The organism is Neobacillus soli NBRC 102451, from assembly GCF_001591665.1.
Classification (GTDB): domain Bacteria; phylum Bacillota; class Bacilli; order Bacillales; family Cytobacillaceae; genus Neobacillus; species Neobacillus soli.
In genome coordinates this window covers 109,255-131,148 of the sequence record NZ_BCVI01000033.1, presented here as the reverse complement: position 1 = coordinate 131,148, position 21,894 = coordinate 109,255, and the positions used below count along the sequence as shown (strand labels likewise).

Below are 21,894 nucleotides of genomic sequence, written 5' to 3'. Positions count from 1 at the left end.
GAAGTTTGTCGAAGATTGTTTTTCCATTAAAAAATGACTTACTTTTTGGGTAAGTCAAGTGCTTGGTACGCTAGCTGGTACTTTCCACCGTCAGCAACTTCTGAATGGTACAAAGCCTTAAGGGCCGTGTTTTTCTCAAGGCCGTGTTCTACTTTAAGCTCTTTTAAGCGAGTATGCAATTCTTTATTGTCTTTGATCAGCTGTTGCATTTGCGATTTCATGTATTTCATAAGATAGTTAACTCCCTTCAGAACCAAATCTATCTCCCAAGCATAGCATGAATCCTATTATTTACAATGAAATAATTTTTCCATAGACTGTTTATATAGAATTAGCCAACTACCTAGACGTAGCTGGCTTCAATCAATTTATTCAAATAAAGGACTTACTGCTTTTTCATTATGAATCCGATTAATTGCTTCGACAAGCAATGGTGCTACCGATAATGTGGTAATCTTATTGATCAATTTCTCTTCCGGCAGCTCAATGGTATTAGTTACGACTAACTCTTTAATCGGTGATGCTTCGATTCGGCTAATCGCCAAACCAGATAGAACCGGGTGCGTGCAGCAGGCATACACTGCTTTTGCCCCTTTTTCAATTAAAGCATTGGCCGCCAAGGTAATCGTTCCGGCGGTGTCGATTAAATCATCAATAATAATTGCATTTTTCCCCTCGATATTTCCGACGATATTCATAATTTCTGCGACATTTGCTTCAGGGCGTCGTTTATCGATAAGGGCAATCGGCGCATCTAAGCGGTTCGCCATTTTTCTCGCTCTGACAACCCCGCCATTATCTGGGGCTACAACAACAATATCTTCTAACCCTTTATTCTCAAAATACTGTGAAAGAATGGGCACACCTAGCAGCTGATCAACCGGTATATCAAAAAAGCCTTGAATTTGCGGAGCATGAAGGTCCATTGTAACCACTCTCGTTGCTCCCGCTTTTTCTAAAAGGTCCGCAATTAGTTTGGCTGTAATTGGTTCCCGGGAACGCGCTTTACGGTCTTGCCTTGCGTACCCATAATATGGGATGACGACATTAATCCGTCTAGCTGAAGCCCTTTTCAAGGCATCAATCATGATGAGCAGCTCCATAATATACTCATTTCCAGGCTGTGAGGTCGATTGAACTACGTAAACCTCACTCCCACGAACACTTTCTTCTATATTCATGTGGATTTCCCCATCACTAAACCGAGAAACCGAGCATTTTCCCAACTCACATCCCAAAAGCTGCGCCATCTCTGCTGCCAGCTTGCGATTTGCATTTAACGTAAACATTTTAAAACAATCTTTCAGTTGATAAGCCACTGTTAGTCCTCCAGCTGTATTCAGGATTTGAACCAATGTCCGTTCACACTATTTTACCATAACTAGATACTCTAATATCAACTTTTGTGGTGGAACGTGCTTCAATAAGCCTAGTTAATAGGTGCTATATCAACAATAAGTAAGGATCCCTTGCTAACTATTACCTAAATAGTTATTTCATACCTGAACTTGTAATATCCGCCTCAATCCTGCTCATGAACTCTTCTGCTGCGCTGTATCCTTGCTGCTTCAAATACCAGTTATTTGCTGCGGCCTCAATTAACCCCGCCACATCACGCCCAGGCTGGAGTTGGATTTCCATTGATGGAATCTTCACACCCATATAGTCTGTATAGTGAAATTCCTGGTCCAAATCATTATACAAGGCATCTTTTTCCCACTTCGTCAATTGAATATCAAGTGCAATTCGAGTTTCATCTTGAAAAGCCTTGCGTCCGTATAAACGAACCACATTCAACAACCCAATACTGCGAAGAGCCAAAAACTCCTTGGTCTTCTCATCATGAGTACCCAGAATGGTTTGCGGACTAAGCTTCTTTAGGATAATGATATCATCAGCCACCAGCCGGTGTCCCCGGCGAATTAACGTGTGCGCCGTCTCGCTTTTCCCTACCCCCGAATTACCGCGAATCAGGATCCCAATGCCAGACACATTCATACAAACTCCATGCACAGCAATTTCCGGTGCTAATTCCTTCACCAAATACGCATCCAATTTTGTAATAAACTCTGAAGTTGTCTCGGGCTTATTTGTTAGTAACAGAGGTATTCCCTGCTCAATACAATGGTGGGTTAAATAGGTTAGTCCTTCCGCGCCGGCCGTTACGATAAAACATGGCGGGTGATAATGGACAATATTTCCGATTCGTATCTTACGTTCCTCATGACTTAACTTATGTAAATAGGTAATTTCCTTTTTTCCTAAAATTTGCACTCGTTCTGTCGGAAAAAAATCAAAGTGGCCAACGAATTCCAGGCCCGGACGATGTACCCGTGATTGTGTAATCATTTTCTGCAGTCGACCTTCACCGGCTACTACCTTCAATGAAAACTTTTGAACTAAGTTTTCAACTGTTATCTTTTTCACCCTATACTCACCGCCCTTATCGCCTTTATATAGTTGAATTATACTTGAGAATAATGGAAGTGTCATCCTTGTAAGGGTAACTATTTCCATACAGATATGTATGTGTCCTGAATGTAACGTGGTGGACATTTTTTCAAAAAAAACTCTAATCCATGGATTTACGGATTAGAGTCCTCGAACGTTATTTATCTACCGAAATTTTAATCGAAATCGGTTCAACATCCATCTGAACATTTAAAGCAGAATAAGATCCGACCTTATCAATTCTTCCCCAAAACCCTTCTGTTTTATTTGTTTTTCTAAAAGTAAAGCGGAACCCCTTTCCTTTTTTCTCATCGTCCATGTCAAACCAAAGCGCCTCCGCTTTTGATGCCTCATTATCTATTAGGTCTTCAGTCAAAACCTTTTTTAATACTTGCGAACCAAAGATATCCTTCTCAATTGGATTTTTGCTGTAATATTCGATCCCTTTTGTCGTCACGTGCAGCTTATTAAGCTTGAACGTCCCATCCATTACATTGAACCGATCCCCTTTTTCTAAATAGTGCATCGTAACATTGTTCATGGCAAAGCGTTTACCTTTTGGTGTCGTCGCCCCTTGCAAATCTACTATTAATAATCCACTTGCACCAACGACCTCAATATTTTCGTCTGCTCTTGTATAAACCAGTGCAGAATTTTCATCAATTCCAAATCCATAACGTGTTTTGTTATATTGTGTTGCGACAAGCAATCGTCCAAAACGGCCTCTTTCCAGAAAATGCTGGTCCACTATTCCGTGTGTAAAGAAGCCCAAACCTGTTGTTAGAAAAAGTTGATCGTCACCTGTGTCCTGGTCAAAGTTCTTTAGAATATGAACACCTTCAGTTAATGCACCTACACTCGTTCCGGAAGCTATCATCGGATTACTCATAACTGCAGCTCCTGCACTTGATCCACCAAGGACCGCTCCGTTATCATATATTTTTCTAATGGCTTGAAGCACGACGGTATCTTTCCCGTCCGCAGTCACTAATGTTTTTATATGACGTAATTGATCACCGCCGACAAACCAAATCGCATCATATTCTTCTATTTTTTCAGCGATTTCAGTACTGTTTCCGTTATTCTTCCAAGTAGATTCGTCCACATCTTTTGTTAAAGGGTCATCCATTAATGCTATTGGCGCGGTATAGATATTTTTTTCAGATACGCCGTACCGGACGAAATCGTCTTTATACGCTTCAGCACTTTCAATAGGTGCGGCGCTGGCAGCCGGAATAATCGCAATCTTAATATCTTTTAATGATTTACCTTTATATTGTTGGGCAAGCGTTAAGTATTTTTTATAAACAGCCTCATTATCCGAACTTAATGCCCCACCTACAATAACGAGAGAACCGGACCGGGCTGTCTTTGCTAAATCCTTCTTATTCTCAGTTGCTCCCGCCTGAAATGAATAGATTGTAATAGAAAACATCGTTAATACCAGCATAAAAATAATGGGTAACTTTCTCAACCTTAATCCCTCCATTTTCCCAAAAATATATCATTATCTTTCTTTCGAAGCGATTTGTTCTTATTCAAATGTCCCTTTCACAATCGGCACTTTATTTTTTACCATCACTTTTCCTTTGGCGATAACCGTATCAATTTCTAGCGTCTCTTTATCTAGTAAAACAATGTCAGCGTCTGTTCCTTCCTGTATCCTGCCCTTATGTGCCAGCTTTAGCACATTAGCAGGGTTTAAGGTAATGACCTGTAAGGCAAGTTCTAATGAAATCCCTTCTATCAGAACTGCATCTCTTACCTCATTAAATAATGAAGAAACTTTTCCAACCTGAAGTCCTGTTAACTCTCCCTTCCGGTTAAAAGAGGGGAGACTTCCTTGGCCATCAGAAGAAAATGTAATATTCTCAATCGGTACCCCTTCATTAAGCATTATCTTCAAGCCTTCGCTGCACTTCACTTCCCCTTCTTCTAAAAATTGTGGTATGGTGCTTGTCGTTAAATCCACATAGCCGCCATTTTTGGCATACTGGATCCCGGCCCTAAATAACTCTTCCGTTCGGTTAATATGGGTTGGATGAAAATGAGAAATAGGAATATTAGTCTTAGTTACAACTTCCTCAAGCAAAGAAAGCTTTTCTTCCCCATCCCCGACATGTATTTCCAATAGCCCAGCTTTTCCTGATAAAATTCCACCATTCCTTGCGGCTGTGGCAATTTTGGCAATTTCATCAAACGTTGGTTCAGATGACCGATGGTCGGAAATGGCTATTTCCCCGACTCCGATAATTTTGTCAATAAAAATGATATCTTCTTCTATTTTGTTGGTTAACGTTCTCACTGGCAATTGGTACGAACCTGAATGAATATAACTAGTTACGCCCTCTTCTTCTAACCCCCGCGCTTTAGCGAGTAAGCTTTCCATTCGTCGTGTCGTCCCATCTGTTCCGAGAAGGCCAACAACCGTTGTAATGCCCGAAGTTGTTAAACTAGTTAAAGTCAATTCCGGTGTACGTGTCTTGAATCCGCCTTCCCCTCCCCCCCCAATGATATGAACATGGGCATCGATAAAGCCTGGTACAACCACTTGATTTGATGCATCAATTACAGTTATAGGAACAAAATCCTTTGGACTTTCAATAAACTCCTTTAAATAGCCAATTTTACTATCGACGAGTAAAATATCTTTCTTCCCTAGAAAATTCGGGGCATACACATCCCCATTTTTAATCAAAGTAAGCAACTACCTTCTCCTCCTTAGTTACACTTCAGATGTTCTTTACTCTAGAATGGACCGTAATTCATGGCATGAGCGATGATAACCGCAATTAGCCCGATCACAAATTGGATGATGACTAACGGAAGGACCCATTTCGCCCACTTCGTCCATGGAATTCCAGCAATCGCTAAACCGGCCATTAATGTACCGGCCGTTGGGAAAATAATATTCCCAATCCCATCCGCAAAGGAGAATGATAAAACTGCTGTCTGTCTAGTAATATCAAGCAAATCAGCGAGCGGTGCCATAATTGGCATGGTTAACATCGCGTGGCCGCTACCTGACGCTAAGATGAAATGAATAACCGATTGGAAACCATACATTCCCATCACACTGATTGTTCCTGGAACATGTTTAATGGCTTCCGAGACGCCGTGCAGCATGGGGTCAACAATATGTCCTTGGTTTAATACCACTAATGTCGCTCTTGAAACCCCAATAATGAGTGCACCGCTAATTAATGCAGCAGAACCACTCGTAAAATTTTTCACAAGGTTATCAACCGAAAGCTTACCAATAATCCCGACGACAATCGTTAAAATAATAAATAAGGCAGCAATTTCTGAAAGGTACCACTCAAATTTAATAACACCAAAAGCTAGAACAACATAGTTTAATAGAAAGGCACCAAGAATCAGCTTGTGCTTTTTTGTAAGCTTGACCTTAGATTGAAGCAGTTTATCTGCATGATCCCTAGTATAATTCCCATAGAAACCTAACGAAGGATTTCGTTTCACTTTCATTGCATAACGATAGACAAATATGACAGACACAAGGTAAACAATTACAAACAATACAAGGCGCAATCCTATCCCTGAGAACAAAGGCAGTTCAGCAATCCCCTGAGCTATTCCTACTGTAAATGGATTCATAACAGCTGTGGTAAAACCTGCGGCAGCACCCAGCAACACAATTGCCATGCCCGTAATCGTATCAAAACCAAGGGCCAGCGCCAGCGGAATTAAGAGAGGAATATAGGCTAGTCCCTCTTCCGCCATTCCCATTAACGATCCCCCTGCGGCAAAGAATAGCATCATAATAGGGATTAGCAGCTTTTCTCGTTTCGCTAATTTTCTTGCCATTGTGGCAATTAATCCATCAATCGTCCCTGTCGCACTAAATACACCAAAAAAGCCGCCAATTATTAAAACAAAGAAAATAATCCCACCGGCTTCAACCATCCCTTTATGCAGGGCTTGAACCATATCAAATGGATTTACAGGTGTGGATTCCGTCCATTTAAACGAATCGGCCTCTACAATCGTCCGTCCATCAACTTCTACACGATTGTATTCCCCAGCAGGCAAGATGTAGGTTAATATCATGGCTGCTACCACCACACAGAAAAGTAACGCAAACACATTGATTTGAACTGGCTTTCTTTTTGGTGTAACCTGTTCCACCTTATTGCTTATTTGACTCATCATACCCTCTCCCTTTTTGTGTTTCATCACTACTCCTACTTAAATTGCAATTTTTGTGCCAAAATAGGAAGTCCGCCAATTCGGAATTTTTATAATACTCATTTGCCTTATTGCCCTTTTTTGGTTCTTTTTGGTGATATAATAGAACCATTATCATTTTAGGGGGAGTTCATGATCAAACAATCTATCACCTTAATCACGGGGAGTTCCCAAACCAAACAAGTATTACATGAGCAGATTCAACAATTATTGGGGGACTATATCCACCTTCAAAGTTTTGCCTACGAAGAGGGATTACCCACTCACTTGAGCGATCATCTTTTTTTATTTTCCTCAGAGGTTACGAGATTAGAAGCTCATGAGGTATGCAATATACATAGTAAGGAAATGTTTGTCGGAAAACGAACCGTCCACCATCAATATATCGATCAACTATTAAAAATTCCGGTCGACTCCGAGGTTCTGGTTGTCAACGATGATGATTCTGCAACAATTGAACTAATCGAATCCCTTTATCAGCTGGGAATCGATCATTTGCGTTTTGTCCCTTTCAAAAAGGAACAGTTTTTTTATCATGATATTGACATCGCTATCTCTCCCGGTGAGCCCCATCTTTGTCCACATTCAATCAAAAAAGTGATCGATATTGGTGTACGTTTGTTTGATATGACCACTATTTTAAAAATAGTTGAATACTTCTGTTTGGGCGAAAAAGTCTCTTCATTGATTTCAGAGAGATATATTCGTAACATTATTGATTTACAACGGAAACTATCACTTGCGGAACAAAACGCAAAACAAATGAATCAACATATACAAAATGTTGTCGACACGGTCGATGACGGCATTTTAGCCATTAATCAACATCAAAAGGTCACTCTATTTAACCGCCGTTTAGAGGCACTTTTTCATATTCCTGTCCATGACGCGATCCATAAACCGTTAGAGGAGGTCATCGACCAACAGGAAATTATTGATTTTATCCTTCACAGCAATGATGAAAGTAAATTTTTCACTATATTTGGTGTCGATCTTGTTATTTTCCGTCACCATACCGAAACAGAAGATACCATCGTAGCGACCTTTAAAAGTATTCATCAAGCATTTGAAGTTGAAAAAATGGCGCAGCGGGAGTTAAAAAATAAGGGATTTTACGCAAAGTATGACTTTGATGATATCGTTGGCGAACATCCTTTACTTAATAAAAGTAAACAAATCGCCAAAAAACTGGCTCTTTCTGAGCATCCTATCCTCATTCTAGGGGAAACGGGGACGGGGAAAGAATTATTCGCTCACGCAATCCATCTTCATTCCATGAGAAAAAACGGACCATTTATCGCCATAAACTGCAGTGCCTTAACGGAAAATTTGCTTGAAAGTGAATTATTTGGGTACGAGGAGGGGAGCTTTACAGGAGCGAAAAAAGGTGGAAAAAAGGGTTTATTTGAGCTAGCGGATAATGGCACGATCTTTTTAGATGAAATTGGAGATATTAGTCTAACCGTTCAATCCCACTTATTAAGGATACTTCAGGAAAAAGAATTACGCAGAATTGGCGGGAGAAAAGTCATCCCCGTCAATGTCAGGGTGATCGCAGCAACGAATAAAAATATCCAATTAAAATCACAAGAGGGCACGTTCCGTTCAGATTTGTTGTATCGTTTGAATGTGCTTACCCTATCAATCCCGCCGCTTCGAGCACGAAAAGCGGATATCCCTTTACTAGTAAGACACTTTATTACCAAAAGCGGAAAGTGGGTAAGAGTTGGCAATGACCTGCCAGAACAGCTTCAAATACCAGATTGGTTGGGCAATGTTCGCGAATTAAAAAGTACTATTGACTATATGCTCACCATCTGTGACGGGAACAAAATCGAATCGAAAGACATTCCGCACGACCGCTTTCAAAAATCCAATGCACAAGAGCGTCTTACCGGCTATCCCCTTCCTGAAAATTTATTAGACCAACATGAATATTTATTTATGTTAGAGGCGATCAAGAAATGTAATGAGAACGGCAAGCCCGCCAGCCGTCAATTTATTTCAATGGTTAGCAAGGAAAACGGTCATTATCTATCGCCGCAACAAGTTCGACGACGTTTGGATTATCTGGAGATCCACGGTTTTATCACGAAAGGCCGGGGGAGGGCCGGAACAAAAATTACCACTAGCGGTGCGGAGTATCTACAGAAACTTAAATTTCACGCAGATTAATTATTTGCTTCAAAAGGAAAGAATGGTGAAATAAATTTAGTCCAACGCAAAAAAACACTATCATCAGAAAGTATAATCGACAGTGTTAACAATAATTTTTCTTCAGGGCAGTGCAAATACACGCACAGCCCTTATTCACCAGAGTTTACCATTTGATTTCAGGTAAAATATTTTTCTGAATAATCATTTAGTAGGTTATGGACAAAGGTGCTCGTATTTTCTGGCAGCTCAAAATGGACTCCATACTGGTATAGGCCTTCAGACAATTCCGCATTCCAAATAATGACCCCGGGAAGATGGATTTTGTTTTCAATAATGTCGGCCTCTAAAGTAAAAATAATCTTTTGCTCATTCACTAAAGGGAGATTAGATAAAAACCTGAACCCGCCTGGTCCAATGTTTTCAATAAATATCACAGCATTCTCCGTCTCCACTTCCATTTGTTGTGGATTTATCAACGTCAGCTCCGATTCGAAAGGATACTTGATCATAATTTGATAAGAAGTTTGATTCTCATGAGTGGTCATTTCCTTTTTTGCTGGTTTTAAGTTCAACCATTTTAATGTCATCTACCTATTACCCCTTAATTTTATCTCTTAAGAATTTAAAATTTACACATGGCCGCCGCTGACCTGACGGGATATAGGCAGTCTCTGTATATGATTAATAACGACATTATTCACGAAATCGTTGAAACACTTCCATCTGCTTCCACACAAAAAATGAGGACGTCTCGATAGCAAAGGGGCAAGCCCTGCGAGACAACCTCATTAACCTTTAAACGGACTCCTTTTCAAGAACCTTTTTCAATTTTTTTAGGATTTGCGAATGCAGCTGAGATATCCTCGATTTATGAAGTCCTAAAATCCTGCCTACTTCATTCATACTCAAATTCTCATTATAAATAAGGGAAAGGATAATTTTATCTCGTTCAGGCAATTCATCGATTTTGGAAGTTAATTGTTGACTGCGCTCTTTTCCTTCTATTATATTAGATTGATCGTCTAGGGAACTATCGGAGATGAAATCAATCTTTAATTGATTCTCTCCGCCGTGGTCAGTTGGTTCGTATAACGACTCTTGTTTTTCAAAAGAAGCTAGCATAATGATCTCTTTACATTCCGTTTCACTTATATGTAAATAATCACCGACTTCCTTGACGCTAGGCTGTCTGAACAGCTTTTGTTCTAAAAAAGTGTAAGCATGCCTTACTTCCTTTTCCTTTTTTCTTAACGTTCGCGGCAGGGGGTCGATTCTGCGAAGTCCATCATAAATTTCTCCCCGTATTCTTTGGGTAGCATAGGTTTCAAATTTTACATTTTCGCGTTGATCGAATTTCCGGAAGGCATCTAATAACCCTAGCATACCAAAAGATAGAAGTTCATCCTCTTCCACATTATGAGGAAGACTTTTCTTCGTTTTCTTAACTATTCTTTTTACTAATGGCAGATATTCATCGAATAATTTTTCTTCCAGCAGTTGACTCAAAGTTTGTCCTCCTTCAGTTACAGACACGCTGTTAAGCTATTTTTTAACAAGGTGGGAAATCTTTTGGATAAAACCTTTGATTCCGGAAATACTAGAGTTTTTGGCATCAGCATGTAAATAGATATTCACGATATCCTTCATCCATTTCGATGCTTGTGATTTCGGATATTTTAAGTAAAAAGGTGTTTGCTCCAGGACTGCTTGAAACACGAACGAATCATTTGGAATATATCCAAGAATATCAATTTCTTTTTCTAAAAACTGTCTTGTCACCGCCCGTACTCGGTTGGCAATCGCTATTCCTTCTTTTGAATTGGCCACACGGTTCACAACCAAACGAACATGAAGGTTGGAATCTTGATGATGTAAAATCTTAATAACGGAATAAGCGTCAGTTATCGCGGTTGGTTCAGGGGTTGTCACCAGAATAATTTCATCGGCTGCTAAGTGGCAACGCTGCGATTCTTTTGAAAGTCCTGCACCTGTATCAAACAAAATAATATCGGCATAGCCCTGCAATTTTCCAAGTTCCGAAAATAAATAGTCTGTATCCTCATCACTTAAATCTAAAATTTCGTTAAAGCTGCTTCCACCGGAAATCAATTCTAATCCGTTTGGGCCCTTTTCAATTACGTCCCAAATATCTTTCTTATGCTTCACCATATCAATAAGATGGTGGGCTGGATTCAATCCTAATAAGATTTCAAGGTTGGCCATACCAATATCTAAATCGATTAAGACAACCTTTTGTCCAGATTCAATCATGCTTAAGGCAAAGTTTAAGGCAAAGTTGGATTTGCCGACACCGCCCTTACCACTTGTGATGGAAACGACCTTTGTTGCTTTTTCTTGATAACCATGATTAAAACGCTGATACAATTCTCTCAACTTTTGTGCTTGATCCTGTTTCATCTTCATCTACTCCCAGTATCTTTTTAGCCATATATTCCGGTTCTGCTTGCATAATGTCTTCAGGAACACCTTGTCCCAAACTAATAAACGATAAAGGGTATGGATAGTGATAAATGAGATTTAAAGCCGCTCCGAAACAGGTGCTTTCATCCCATTTTGTCAGGATTACTCGATCAATCTGGACCGATTTCATCTTTTCAACAATTTGTTTCATATCCTTCCACCTGGAGGTCATACTGAGAACTAGGTGATTTTCTTGAATAAAGGGCTGGGAGAGAAGCTCATTAATTTCCTCGATATATTGCTCTTCAAGATAATTTCTTCCTGCGCTGTCCATAAAAATCATTTGGCAGTTCTTTAAGTTATTAAGCGACTCTTTAAGCTGATTCGAGTTCTCAACTACTTCAATCGGGATATTCAAAATGTTGGCATACGTCTTTAGCTGCTCAATCGCGGCGATTCGGAAGGTATCGGCGGTTAAAAACCCTACCTTTTTCCTCTGAAACAACACTTGCCTTGATGCAAGCTTTGCAATCGTTGTCGTCTTTCCAACACCTGTAGGACCGATGAGCGTAATTATCGCCGCATTTGCATCCAACCCCTCCGGTGCAATACCGTCCTGAAACAGCTTCGTTAATGCAGTCAGGACAATCCCCCCAACTTCCTGCTCTGTTTGCTGTTCGATAGAAGGGTGTTGGCTCATGATTTTTTTAGCAAGATATTGAAGGACTTCTTCATCAACCTCTTGTTCCTTTAGCCGTTCCAGCCATGGTGCCAACGTTGATGGAGTGTGTTGCTTTATTTGATTTTGATTTTGATTTTGATTTTGATATTTAATGAAATCTCCGAGGAGCTGTTCCATCTGATTTATCCGAGTAAGGACTTCAGTTTCTGCTTGTTCTTTCGGTGCCTCCTTTGGCACCGGTTGCTCCATCTTCTGTTCCGCCGCCTCTGAAGCAGCGATTACCTCGAGTTGTTTCCTTTTAAATAGGCCAAGAAATCCGCCTGTTTTTATTTCCTTTGTGTTTAAAATGACGGCATTTTCTCCTAACTCTAATCGAATCTGCTGCACGGCCTGTGGTAAGGAATTTACGTGATATCTTTTAATCTTCATGCAGTAACCACTCCAACATCTTGAAAATGAACAACTCCGATATTTTGCACTTCCACATTTGATTCCAATTCGTTAAACGAGATTACGGGGATATCTTCGTTAATTCGTTCCACAATTTGTTTTACATACATCCGAATGGTTGGCGATGTCATGATAGTCGGTTGAATTCCCGCCTTAACCACCTGCTGGATCGTCTCATTTAAGGATCCAACCAATTGCTGAATCGTTTGTGGGTCTAACGTAAGATAAATCCCTTGTTCCGTTTCTTGAAGGTTTTCGCTGATCATCTTTTCAACGGTTGCATTCACCGTTATCACTTGAATCATTTTTCCAACGGTCAATTGTTTCGTAATTTGCCGTGATAAGCTTTGTCTGACATACTCGGTTAGATAATCAGGGTTTTTCGTAAAAACAGCCCAATCGGCAAGGGTTTCAAGGATCACAGGCAGGTTTCGAATCGAGACTTTTTCTTTTAACAGCTTTTGTAGTACTTTTTGTATTTGACCCATCGATAACAATGATGGGACTAGCTCTTCTACAATGGATGGAGAGGTTTCCTTCGCCTTTTCAATTAGCTGTTTCGTTTCTTCTCTTCCTAAAATTTCGTGTGCAAAGCGTTTAATCGTTTCTGCTAGGTGGGTAGTGATAACGGAAGTAGCATCCACAACGGTATAGCCATAAATTTCTGCCTTTTGTTTCATTTCATCGTTTATCCATAAAGCCGGCAGGCCAAAGGTTGGTTCGACCGTTTCAATCCCAACAATCGCATGATCCTCATCTTCAGGCACAAGCATGAGATAGTGATTGAGAAAAATTTCCCCGTTGGCTATCTCATTTCCCTTTAATTTGATTACATACTGATTGGATTCTAAATTGACATTATCGCGAATCCGGATGATGGGGATCACTAACCCTAGTTCCAAGGCGACCTGTTTTCGAATCGCAATGACACGATCTAATATATCCCCGCCCTGTGAAACATCTGCTAACGGGATTAAGCCTAAACCAAATTCAAATTCCAAGGAATCAACTTGAAGAAGGTTCAGTACATTCTCCGGACTATTTTCCTCTTCAATCGGAAGAGCCAGTATTTCTTCCACTTCTTCTGCTTCTTTTTCTTTTGCTTTTTGCATTTTATATGCTGCATAGATTAAGAAACCAGCAATACTCCAAGTTAACAGAATGCCGATCGGAGTAACTAACCCAAATAAGGCAATACATCCTGCAACAACATAAATTAACTTCGGATAAGCAAATAACTGCTGTGTCAGGTCATCCCCCAAGTTCCCATCGGAAGCCGCCCGGGTGACGATAATCCCTGTTGCCGTAGAAATTAACAGTGCCGGGATTTGACTTACCAAACCATCTCCGACAGAAAGCAGGGTAAACGTGCTCGCTGCCTGGGCGAAATCCATCCCCATCATCGTCATACCGATAATAAAACCGCCGATAACATTAATGAACAAAATAATGATCCCAGCAATCGCATCCCCTTTAACGAATTTACTGGCACCATCCATTGCACCGTAAAAGTCAGCTTCCCGCCCTACTTTCTCCCGCCTTTCCCGAGCATCTTTTTCATTAATAAGACCTGCGTTTAAATCTGCGTCAATACTCATTTGTTTACCGGGCATGGCATCTAATGTAAACCGTGCGGCAACCTCTGCCACCCGTTCTGACCCCTTCGTAATCACAAGGAATTGAATGATAACCAGAATTAAAAAGATGATAAATCCAATAACAGGATTCCCGCCGATGACGAATTCCCCAAAGGTTGCTACCACATTCCCTGCGTTCCCATGAGAAAGGATGGAACGAGTGGTAGATACGTTCAGTGCCAAACGAAAAAGTGTCGTTAACAGCAGCAAAGAAGGAAAAATAGAGAAATCTAATGGCTCCTTTGTATTCATTCCCACTAATAAAATCGTGATAGATAGGGAGATATTAATGATGAGTAAAATATCTAATAGGATGGTAGGCAATGGAATGACCATCATGACAACAATTAATAACACAGCCAGCAACACGGCAATTTCTTTAAACTTCATTTTTCCACCTTATTTCCTAAAGACATTAAAATTTTCCTTTTAAGCGAAAAACATAGGCAAGGATTTCGGCTACGGCTTTAAATAATTCCTCCGGTATTTCCTGACCGATTTCCACATTTGCATATAAAGCCCGTGCTAGAGGCTTATTTTCTGTTAGAACGACACCATTTTCTTTCGCTATTTCTTTAATCTTTTGGGCGATAAAGTCAACCCCCTTCGCAACGACAACAGGTGCTTTCGAATCATTGGCATCATAGGCGATGGCGATGGCATAATGGGTGGGGTTGGTGATAATGACATCTGCCGTTGGCACGTCATGAATCATTCTATTTAACGACATCGCCCTTTGCATTTCTTTGATTTTCCCTTTAACCAACGGATCGCCTTCACTTTTTTTATGTTCATCCTTAATTTCTTTTAACGACATCTTCATTTTCTTTTCATTGTCATAATTTTGATAAATGAAATCCGCCGCACCTAATACGACATACATCGCAGAGGTAGCCACGCCCATTTTGATAATCACAGAAAAGAGGTAAGCAATGATTTGCGTGATTTCCATTTGTGAAAAATGCAGAAAGGTTGTAATTTCTTTTTTTAACAAGAAGTAGGATATCCCCGCAATTAGGATAATCTTCAAACTATTTTTAAGTAGTTCAACAAGTGACCTTATTGATAAAATGCGTTTGGCCCCTTCAATGGGGTTGATTTTTTTAAAATTGAATTTCAAATTTTCAGTGGTAAATAAAAAGCCAAATTGCAGGTAATTTGAAAGTAAGGCCGCAACAAATATGACTAACAAAATAGGTAAAACCAATTTAATCGTGATAAACGATAAATCAACGAACAGTTTATATGTACTTGCAGCGGTTAAATCTATTAATAAATAGGCAGAAAAAACATCGCGAAACAAGACGAAAATCGTTGTAGCAAAATAGTTACCATAGAAGAGCAGGAACAGAAAAAATGATAGAAGCTGAATGGAAGAGGAAACCTCCACACTTTTTGCCACTTGGCCTTTTTTCCTGGCTTCCTTCCGTTTCTGTGGAGTCGCCTTTTCTGTCTTTTCCTCAGCGAAAAATTGTAAATCTAATTTAAGTAAAAATTGGTCATCCACCCTCATAAAGACGCTCCCATAATTCGAATCATTTGACTGATAGCATCAAACATCTGCGCAAATAAGCGATGCAGTAAGAGAAAAAAGCCAGGAAGCGCTAAAAACAAGACCATAAAATAAACACCAATTTTTAATGAAAAGCCGACCACCATCAGATTGATTTGCGGCGACGTTTTCCCGATGATGCCGAGCACTAAATCTACCAAAAATAAGGTGAACACAATCGGAGCGGCTAGTAAAAACGCAATCACAAAAGAGTGTTTGAAGGTTTCAAGTAACAAGGTAGAGATTCTGCCGTCCAGCATGGCAGGGACGAGAGCTTCTACATGAATCCACTGATAGCTTTCTAACACACCCCGGATGAGCAGGTGATGTCCATCCAGTGAAAACAGAAATAGCGTTGCTAATACGTTTTTTAACCTTCCCGTTAAATTAACGTTGGTACCGGATTGTGGATCAAAAACTGCCCCCATAGCAAAACCGCTTTGAAGGTCGATAAACGTTCCGGCTAATTGAATCGCATAAAATAGAATAGAGGCAATGAAGCCTAATCCTAAACCAACTAAGGATTCCTTTATGATTAGGATGATATATTCAGCTGAAAATGCCTGAATTCCGCTTTTATCAGTAGACATGGTAACAATGACCGCTAGAAAAAAGGCGAGTCCAATTTTAAAGGGTGCTGGGATTGTTTTCGTCATAAAGACAGGAACCGTGATAAAAAAACAAGATATTCGAACCAAGATTAGTAGAAATAAAGGTATTTCATTTAACCATTCCATCATGGTGCACTACCCTACAAAATGGGACAGATTGCCAAAGATGTTTTCGGTAAAGTTTAACAGCTGCCGTAACATCCATGGTCCAAAGACCAATAATCCAATAAACACGGCGATAATTTTTGGAACAAACACAAGCGTTTGCTCTTGGATTTGCGTAACGGATTGGAAAATACTAATAATTAGACCTACTACTAAAGCGAGCACTAAGATGGGAGCGGCAACTAAAGCTGTTACATAAACGCTTTGCTTGGATATTTCAATAACCATTTCCGGTGTCATAGGGTATTCCTCTCTTATTTAAAAGCTGGTGAGTAAGGATTTTACAATTAAATGCCAGCCATCTACTAAAATAAATAACAAAATTTTAAAGGGCAGTGAAATCAGCACAGGCGGCAGCATCATCATTCCCATCGCCATTAATATGCTGGATACAATCATATCAATGATTAGAAAGGGCAGGAAAATCATAAATCCCATTTGAAAGGCCGTTTTCAACTCACTGATGGAATAGGCTGGAACTAACACATGTAATGGGATATCGTCGATTGTCTTTGGCTTTTTCTGCTTGGTATAATCCAAAAATAGATTTAAGTCTTTCTCCCGTGTATGTTTCGCCATAAATTCCTTTATTGGCTTGCTGGCGGTATCAAAGGCTTGTTCCTGCGTTAGTTTCCCATCCATAAACGGCTGATACGCTTGTTTATTAATATCTGAAAAAACAGGTCCCATAATAAACAAGGTGAGAAATAACGACAGACCAATGATGACTTGGTTAGGCGGCATTTGCTGTGTGCCTAAGGAGGTCCGGACAAACGATAAAACAATGACAATTCTCGTAAACGAGGTCATTAGCAGCAGAATCGCTGGTGCAACCGAAAGAATGGTTAATAGAATCATGATTTTAATGGAAGTGGCTACACTTTCTGGTTCGGAGCTTACGTTCAACCCCGGTATGGATGTGTCAAAGGCTGCAAGTCCAACTTCATGAGAAATCAAAAAAATAAAAGGTAGGATAATAAAAATTTTCTTTAGCAACTGAATCTCCGCCATTTTTCTTAGTCTTTTAACTTATTGATTGGAATACTTGATTGATTCACCTGGTTCATTTGCGAAAGGAAGGTTTGTTCCCAATCCGCTGCCTGATTGTTTGCATTTTTCTTTTTGAAGGAAAAAAGTGCCGTTTTTTGTTTTCTCGCCGTATCTTCTACGAGTGATTGCAAAATGTAATCCTGTTCTTCTCCAGATTCAACGGTCCGAAGCAGCTGGACTTCATTGCCGATTCCTAAGATATGTAACGTTTTACCGATCATAATCAATTGTAGGGAGCGATTTCCTCCTAAGGAATGTCCGCCCATGGCATAAAAAGGCCCCTGTGAATATATTTGCTTCGATTTTGATTTTAAAAATTTTAAAAGTAAGAGTAAGAGAATAATAATGCCAGCAAACGAAAAAACAAATTTAATCAACTGGGGAACAAGCGAATTTGTTTTCTCATTTGATTGAGCTGCATCCATATTTTTTTGGTTCTTATCCGTTTTATAGGCATCATAAACGGTATCATTTCCCTTTCCAAAAGCCACTTTCTTACCATAGCCATGAAAAGAAGATGTAAGCAAAACAATCACCAATACGAGCGTTACTTTTTTCCATAAATGAACGGTATTCAAAAACCTCACCTCTAATCGATCATTCTTTCTTCCCGCTCCTGTTTTGAGACGATGTCGGTGATGCGAATCGCAAATTTCTCATCGACGACAACAACTTCCGCTTCGGCTACAGATGACCCGTTGATGACAACATCCACATGCTCCCCTGCTAACTTATCGACAGAAATGATTACGCCAGGTTTAATTTTCAGAATGTCCCTCACCCGCATATTCGTTTTGCCTAGCTCGACAATTAACTGAAGATTTACATCATCAATTGAGTTTAATTCTTTACCAGCACCAGATGTTTTTATTCCCTCTGATAACTGGGCAAATTGGACAGTTTGTATCCGTTTTGTTTGCTTCTCATTCATTTTTATTTGCACTCTTTCCCTTTTAGTAAGCTTGCTGGTTTTACTGACTTGATGCGGCTAGTTTTTATTGCGAAAATAGCGGATAACCGCCATCTCATCCAACGAATTTTGTTCTTCTTTGTTTAGTTTCTCCGTATACTCTTCTAACGACCGTTCCCGCCAAGTACTCCAAACCTTTTCTTCCTGGTTTTTAGCTACTAACATCCTATTTTTTACGTTAAATTCCTTTGTAATTTCCAAGACCTTTTTCCTACCCTTTTCAATTTGCTTGTTAAGAAAAAGGAGATATTGTTCTCTTTCCTGTATTTCCGTTACCCTGATAGAATTTCGCATCATGTTTTGATAGTCATTCATGTAGCTGTCTTTTTTCTCGACCAGCTCAAGTAATTGATTTTCAGCTGTTTCTTTCATTCTCTTAAACATATTCATTTCATTTAATGCGGATTCAGTCTCTTTCTCCTTCATGGTCAGAATCCTTTCAAACTGAAATTGGAAACTCATGTAACCATCCCCCCGAATTGTTGAATCATTGTTTGAATGGAATCATCTAAATGGGATGCTTCATTCACTCCTTGTTTTAAGAAGTTGTCAATCCACGCTTTATACTTAATCGATAAATCAATTTCCGGATTCGTCCCTTGCTTATAGGCTCCGATTTTAATTAAATCCTCTGCCTCTTTATAAATCGCCATGTATTGCTTAATTTTCTCTGCCGCCTGAAGATGCGGAGCCGTAGCGATATCTTTCATGACACGGCTGACGCTGTTTAAAATGTTAATCGACGGATAATGTCCTTGCTGTGCTAATTTCCGATCTAACACAATGTGCCCGTCCAAGATTCCTCTGGCAGTGTCTGCAATCGGTTCATTCATATCGTCACCGTCGACTAAGACCGTATAAAAGGCTGTAATTTCACCCTTTGGTCCCGTTCCAGCCCTTTCTAAGAGCTTTGGCAGCATGGCGAAAACCGATGGAGTATACCCTTTTGTCGTTGGCGGCTCCCCGATGGCCAAGCCAATTTCTCTTTGTGCCATCGCGTACCGGGTAACAGAATCAATCATCAGATTCACACTTAAGCCTTGATCGCGGAAAAATTCAGCAATCGTCGTAGCGATGATTGCCCCTTTGATCCTGACTAAAGCCGGCTGGTCGCTAGTAGCCACAATCACTACTGATTTTTCCAAGCCTTCTTTCCCTAAGTCTCTTTCGATAAAATCAAGAACCTCTCTTCCCCGTTCTCCAATCAGCCCAATGACATTTACATCTGCACTCGTATTTCTTGCAATCATCCCTAATAAGGTGCTTTTTCCAACGCCGCTTCCGGCAAAGATGCCGACCCTTTGCCCTTTTCCAATTGTAAGCAGCCCGTCAATTGAACGAACACCCACATTCAATGGCTCGTGGATTCGCGGGCGTTTCAAGGGGTTAGGCGGATTGTTATTTGTGACCACTTCAATTAATCCGGAAGACAATGGACTTTCATCCATCGGTTTGCCCAAACCATCTAACACGCTCCCTAATAATTCCATTCCCACCTTGACAGTTAATGGTTTGCCGGTGGATACCACTTCGCAGCCTGGTCCAATCGAAACAATCTCTCCTAAGGGCATTAATAGGACTCGATTCCCTTTAAAGCCGACAACCTCAGCTTCTAATGGAGGTTCACCCATTGAGGGATAGATATGACAAACATCGCCCATTTTGACATCGGGGCCTTGTGATTCAATCGTAAGGCCAATCACCTGGGTCACCTTTCCATTAAACTTAATCGGATTAATTGTCTGCAGCACGTGCAAATATTTATCAATCTCGAGCATTTTCTTCATACGAATCATCCCGTAACGTTTTAAGCAATGCTTGTTTTATTTCCCTCAATTGAACATCAATCCGGGCATCAATACTTCCATAAGAGGTGCGGATGACACAGCCGCCTTTTTCGATGGAGTGCTCCGGTAAAATTTTCACTTCAATTTGCCCCTCCAAGGATTCAAGTAAAAGATTGCGCTGATTTTGGACGAAGGTAAAATCCTCTGGACTAACACAAATCGAAATCATCGAGCGCTCATTGGAATCGACCAGGTTTCGTTTAATCATCTCAATGAGTACATCTGGATTTGCTGCTAATTCCTGTTGAATAATCTTGGAGGCCATTTGGATGGAAAGCTCAATCACAAACGGTTCTGATTCTTTGATAATGTCCTTCTTCTCTTTATAGGCCTTTTCCAAGACCTCTGCAGCTAACTGGATTTGGGAGGAATAGTCGTTCTCTGCCTGGCTAATCCCTGCATCGTACCCTTCGCTCCACCCCTGCTTTTTGATTTCTTCGAGTTCGGCCATTATTTTCTCTCGTTGGAGTCGTTTCCACTGCAGAAGCTCGGATTCTGCCGTTTCTTTTTCTCGTAAAATCTGCTCGTGGGCCTTTTCCAACAGCGTGGCTGCTTGTTGTTCCGCGTGTTTGATGCACTCCTCAGCGCATTGATCCGATTCAAGCGAAAGGCCGGAATCATTATTCAGCTTCTTTCTTGTTAACAGCAATTTAGCTTCGATGACAGGATGGATGGAAGTATTTTTGAAAATCTTAGACGACAACTGCCTCTCCACCTCTTCTTTCGATAATGATGGAACCCTCTTCTTCCAACTTTCGAACAATTCTTACGATGCGGCCTTGTGCTTCCTCCGCTTCCTTCATCCGAACAGGTTTATCATATTTCCCTTGTTCTTCAAGTAATTCCACACGTCTTTTCGAGATGTTTCTAAAGATCGTTTCTTTTAAATCTTCACTGGCAATTTTCAAGGCTAAATATAAGTCTTCACTATCGACATCGCGAAGAATTCTTTGAATCGAATAATTATCTAAGAGAGCAATATCTTCAAAGATAAACATCTTTCCTTTGATTTCATCTGCCAGGCTTGGACTTTGCTGTGATAAGGCTTCTAAGATATGTTTTTCTGTGCCGCGGTCAACGCTGGTTAAAATATTGACTATATTATCAATCCCATTGTTTACCGTATAATCTTGCGATGTAGTAGTCGCGAGCTTTTCTTGAAGAACTTCCTCGACTTGCCGCACCACTTCCGGAGATACGGTGTCCATTAAGGCAATTTTCGTGGCAATGTCGGTTTGTTTTTCGGCTGAAAATGAAGAAAGGATGGCCGATGCCTTTTTCGAATCTAAATACGATAAAACAAGGGCAATCGTTTGAGAATTCTCATATTGCAAAAGGTTCAAGATCTGGACCGGTTCAGCCCTATGAGCAAAGTAGAATGGCTTCTTTAGATTCTTTTCGGAAGAACGATGGAGCATTTCATTTGCTTTCTCTTCTCCAAACGAAAGGGCAAGGACATCCTTAGCAAAATGTTCTCCACCTTTTGAAACAACATTTCGTTTAGAAGCCATTTGGTAAAATTCATTTAAAACGTCTTCCTTCACTTTTGAATCAATCCATTGAAGAGTAGCAATTTCTTTCGTTAATAATTCCACTTCTTCTTCTTTCAAGTGTTTGTAAATCGTGGAGGAACCCTTTATTCCTAAAGAAACCAAAAGAATGGCCACTTTTTGAATTCCCGTTAGCTTGCGCATG

General features: G+C 40.2%; 22 protein-coding genes. 1 reads left to right on the top strand and 21 read right to left on the bottom strand.

Features of this window, described 5'->3' with window-relative positions; all coding sequences use genetic code 11:
- Nucleotides 1-38 precede the first annotated feature (38 nt).
- The 6 genes from BSO02S_RS12350 to BSO02S_RS12325 all read right to left on the bottom strand — a co-directional run bounded on the left by BSO02S_RS12350 (nt 39) and on the right by BSO02S_RS12325 (nt 6,618).
- Nucleotides 39-230 carry a hypothetical protein gene (locus tag BSO02S_RS12350; RefSeq protein WP_066067349.1) on the bottom strand — a complete coding sequence of 64 codons (192 nt, stop codon included), beginning with the start codon at nt 228-230 and terminating at the stop codon, nt 39-41.
- Nucleotides 231-368: 138 nt separating this feature from the next.
- Nucleotides 369-1,289: a ribose-phosphate diphosphokinase gene (locus BSO02S_RS12345; RefSeq protein ID WP_066067344.1), complete on the bottom strand. Its 921-nt coding sequence runs from the start codon at nt 1,287-1,289 to the stop codon at nt 369-371.
- A 202-nt stretch (nt 1,290-1,491) separates the two neighbouring features.
- The gene (gene hprK, locus BSO02S_RS12340) at nt 1,492-2,427 is read right to left on the bottom strand and encodes an HPr(Ser) kinase/phosphatase (protein WP_066067262.1); all 936 of its coding nucleotides are present in this window, start codon (nt 2,425-2,427) and stop codon (nt 1,492-1,494) included.
- Between the two features lie 181 nt (nt 2,428-2,608).
- On the bottom strand, nt 2,609-3,925 hold the full coding sequence (locus BSO02S_RS12335; RefSeq protein WP_066067255.1) for a cyanophycinase: 1,317 nt from the start codon (nt 3,923-3,925) through the stop codon (nt 2,609-2,611).
- A gap of 60 nt (nt 3,926-3,985) precedes the next feature.
- Nucleotides 3,986-5,158 (bottom strand): beta-aspartyl-peptidase, encoded by a 1,173-nt coding sequence (iadA, locus tag BSO02S_RS12330; protein WP_066067252.1) that lies wholly within the window; start codon nt 5,156-5,158, stop codon nt 3,986-3,988.
- A 41-nt stretch (nt 5,159-5,199) separates the two neighbouring features.
- Nucleotides 5,200-6,618, bottom strand: coding sequence for a YfcC family protein (locus BSO02S_RS12325; protein ID WP_066067249.1), 1,419 nt, complete (start codon nt 6,616-6,618; stop codon nt 5,200-5,202).
- A gap of 171 nt (nt 6,619-6,789) precedes the next feature.
- Between BSO02S_RS12325 and BSO02S_RS12320 the strand changes: the two genes are divergently transcribed.
- Nucleotides 6,790-8,832 (top strand): sigma 54-interacting transcriptional regulator, encoded by a 2,043-nt coding sequence (locus tag BSO02S_RS12320; RefSeq protein WP_066067247.1) that lies wholly within the window; start codon nt 6,790-6,792, stop codon nt 8,830-8,832.
- A gap of 158 nt (nt 8,833-8,990) precedes the next feature.
- Here the strand turns inward: BSO02S_RS12320 and BSO02S_RS12315 are convergent, their stop codons facing one another.
- From BSO02S_RS12315 to fliG, 15 genes are all read right to left on the bottom strand, one after another.
- Nucleotides 8,991-9,401, bottom strand: coding sequence for a PilZ domain-containing protein (locus BSO02S_RS12315; protein WP_066067244.1), 411 nt, complete (start codon nt 9,399-9,401; stop codon nt 8,991-8,993).
- A gap of 208 nt (nt 9,402-9,609) precedes the next feature.
- Nucleotides 9,610-10,320, bottom strand: coding sequence for a FliA/WhiG family RNA polymerase sigma factor (locus BSO02S_RS12310; RefSeq protein WP_066067239.1), 711 nt, complete (start codon nt 10,318-10,320; stop codon nt 9,610-9,612).
- 36 nt (nt 10,321-10,356) lie between these two features.
- Complete coding sequence (locus tag BSO02S_RS12305; protein ID WP_066067235.1) at nt 10,357-11,232, bottom strand: MinD/ParA family protein; 876 nt, start codon at nt 11,230-11,232, stop codon at nt 10,357-10,359.
- The gene (gene flhF, locus BSO02S_RS12300; RefSeq protein ID WP_066067231.1) at nt 11,183-12,346 is read right to left on the bottom strand and encodes a flagellar biosynthesis GTPase FlhF; all 1,164 of its coding nucleotides are present in this window, start codon (nt 12,344-12,346) and stop codon (nt 11,183-11,185) included. Before flhF ends, BSO02S_RS12305 begins: the two co-directional genes overlap by 50 nt.
- Nucleotides 12,343-14,394, bottom strand: coding sequence for a flagellar biosynthesis protein FlhA (gene flhA, locus BSO02S_RS12295; RefSeq protein ID WP_066067228.1), 2,052 nt, complete (start codon nt 14,392-14,394; stop codon nt 12,343-12,345). Before flhA ends, flhF begins: the two co-directional genes overlap by 4 nt.
- A gap of 25 nt (nt 14,395-14,419) precedes the next feature.
- Entirely contained in the window at nt 14,420-15,517 is a 1,098-nt protein-coding gene (flhB, locus tag BSO02S_RS12290) for a flagellar biosynthesis protein FlhB (RefSeq protein WP_066067224.1), read from the bottom strand.
- Complete coding sequence (fliR, locus tag BSO02S_RS12285; RefSeq protein ID WP_066067223.1) at nt 15,514-16,296, bottom strand: flagellar biosynthetic protein FliR; 783 nt, start codon at nt 16,294-16,296, stop codon at nt 15,514-15,516. Before fliR ends, flhB begins: the two co-directional genes overlap by 4 nt.
- 6 nt (nt 16,297-16,302) lie before the next feature.
- Entirely contained in the window at nt 16,303-16,572 is a 270-nt protein-coding gene (gene fliQ / locus BSO02S_RS12280; RefSeq protein ID WP_066067221.1) for a flagellar biosynthesis protein FliQ, read from the bottom strand.
- An 18-nt stretch (nt 16,573-16,590) separates the two neighbouring features.
- Nucleotides 16,591-17,328, bottom strand: coding sequence for a flagellar type III secretion system pore protein FliP (fliP, locus tag BSO02S_RS12275; RefSeq protein WP_235846912.1), 738 nt, complete (start codon nt 17,326-17,328; stop codon nt 16,591-16,593).
- 20 nt (nt 17,329-17,348) lie between these two features.
- A complete protein-coding gene (locus tag BSO02S_RS12270; protein ID WP_066067220.1) occupies nt 17,349-17,960 on the bottom strand; it encodes a flagellar biosynthetic protein FliO in 612 nt (203 codons plus the stop codon).
- Between the two features lie 11 nt (nt 17,961-17,971).
- The gene (gene fliN / locus BSO02S_RS12265) at nt 17,972-18,313 is read right to left on the bottom strand and encodes a flagellar motor switch protein FliN (RefSeq protein WP_066067217.1); all 342 of its coding nucleotides are present in this window, start codon (nt 18,311-18,313) and stop codon (nt 17,972-17,974) included.
- A 57-nt stretch (nt 18,314-18,370) separates the two neighbouring features.
- Nucleotides 18,371-18,814, bottom strand: a complete 444-nt coding sequence (gene fliJ, locus BSO02S_RS12260; RefSeq protein WP_066067214.1) for a flagellar export protein FliJ — start codon at nt 18,812-18,814, stop codon at nt 18,371-18,373.
- Nucleotides 18,811-20,139, bottom strand: coding sequence for a flagellar protein export ATPase FliI (fliI, locus tag BSO02S_RS12255; RefSeq protein ID WP_066067211.1), 1,329 nt, complete (start codon nt 20,137-20,139; stop codon nt 18,811-18,813). Before fliI ends, fliJ begins: the two co-directional genes overlap by 4 nt.
- A complete protein-coding gene (locus BSO02S_RS12250) occupies nt 20,117-20,902 on the bottom strand; it encodes a FliH/SctL family protein (RefSeq protein ID WP_066067208.1) in 786 nt (261 codons plus the stop codon). Before BSO02S_RS12250 ends, fliI begins: the two co-directional genes overlap by 23 nt.
- On the bottom strand, nt 20,892-21,893 hold the full coding sequence (gene fliG / locus BSO02S_RS12245) for a flagellar motor switch protein FliG (RefSeq protein ID WP_066067206.1): 1,002 nt from the start codon (nt 21,891-21,893) through the stop codon (nt 20,892-20,894). The genes BSO02S_RS12250 and fliG overlap by 11 nt, the downstream gene beginning before the upstream one ends.
- Nucleotide 21,894: the final 1 nt, after the last annotated feature.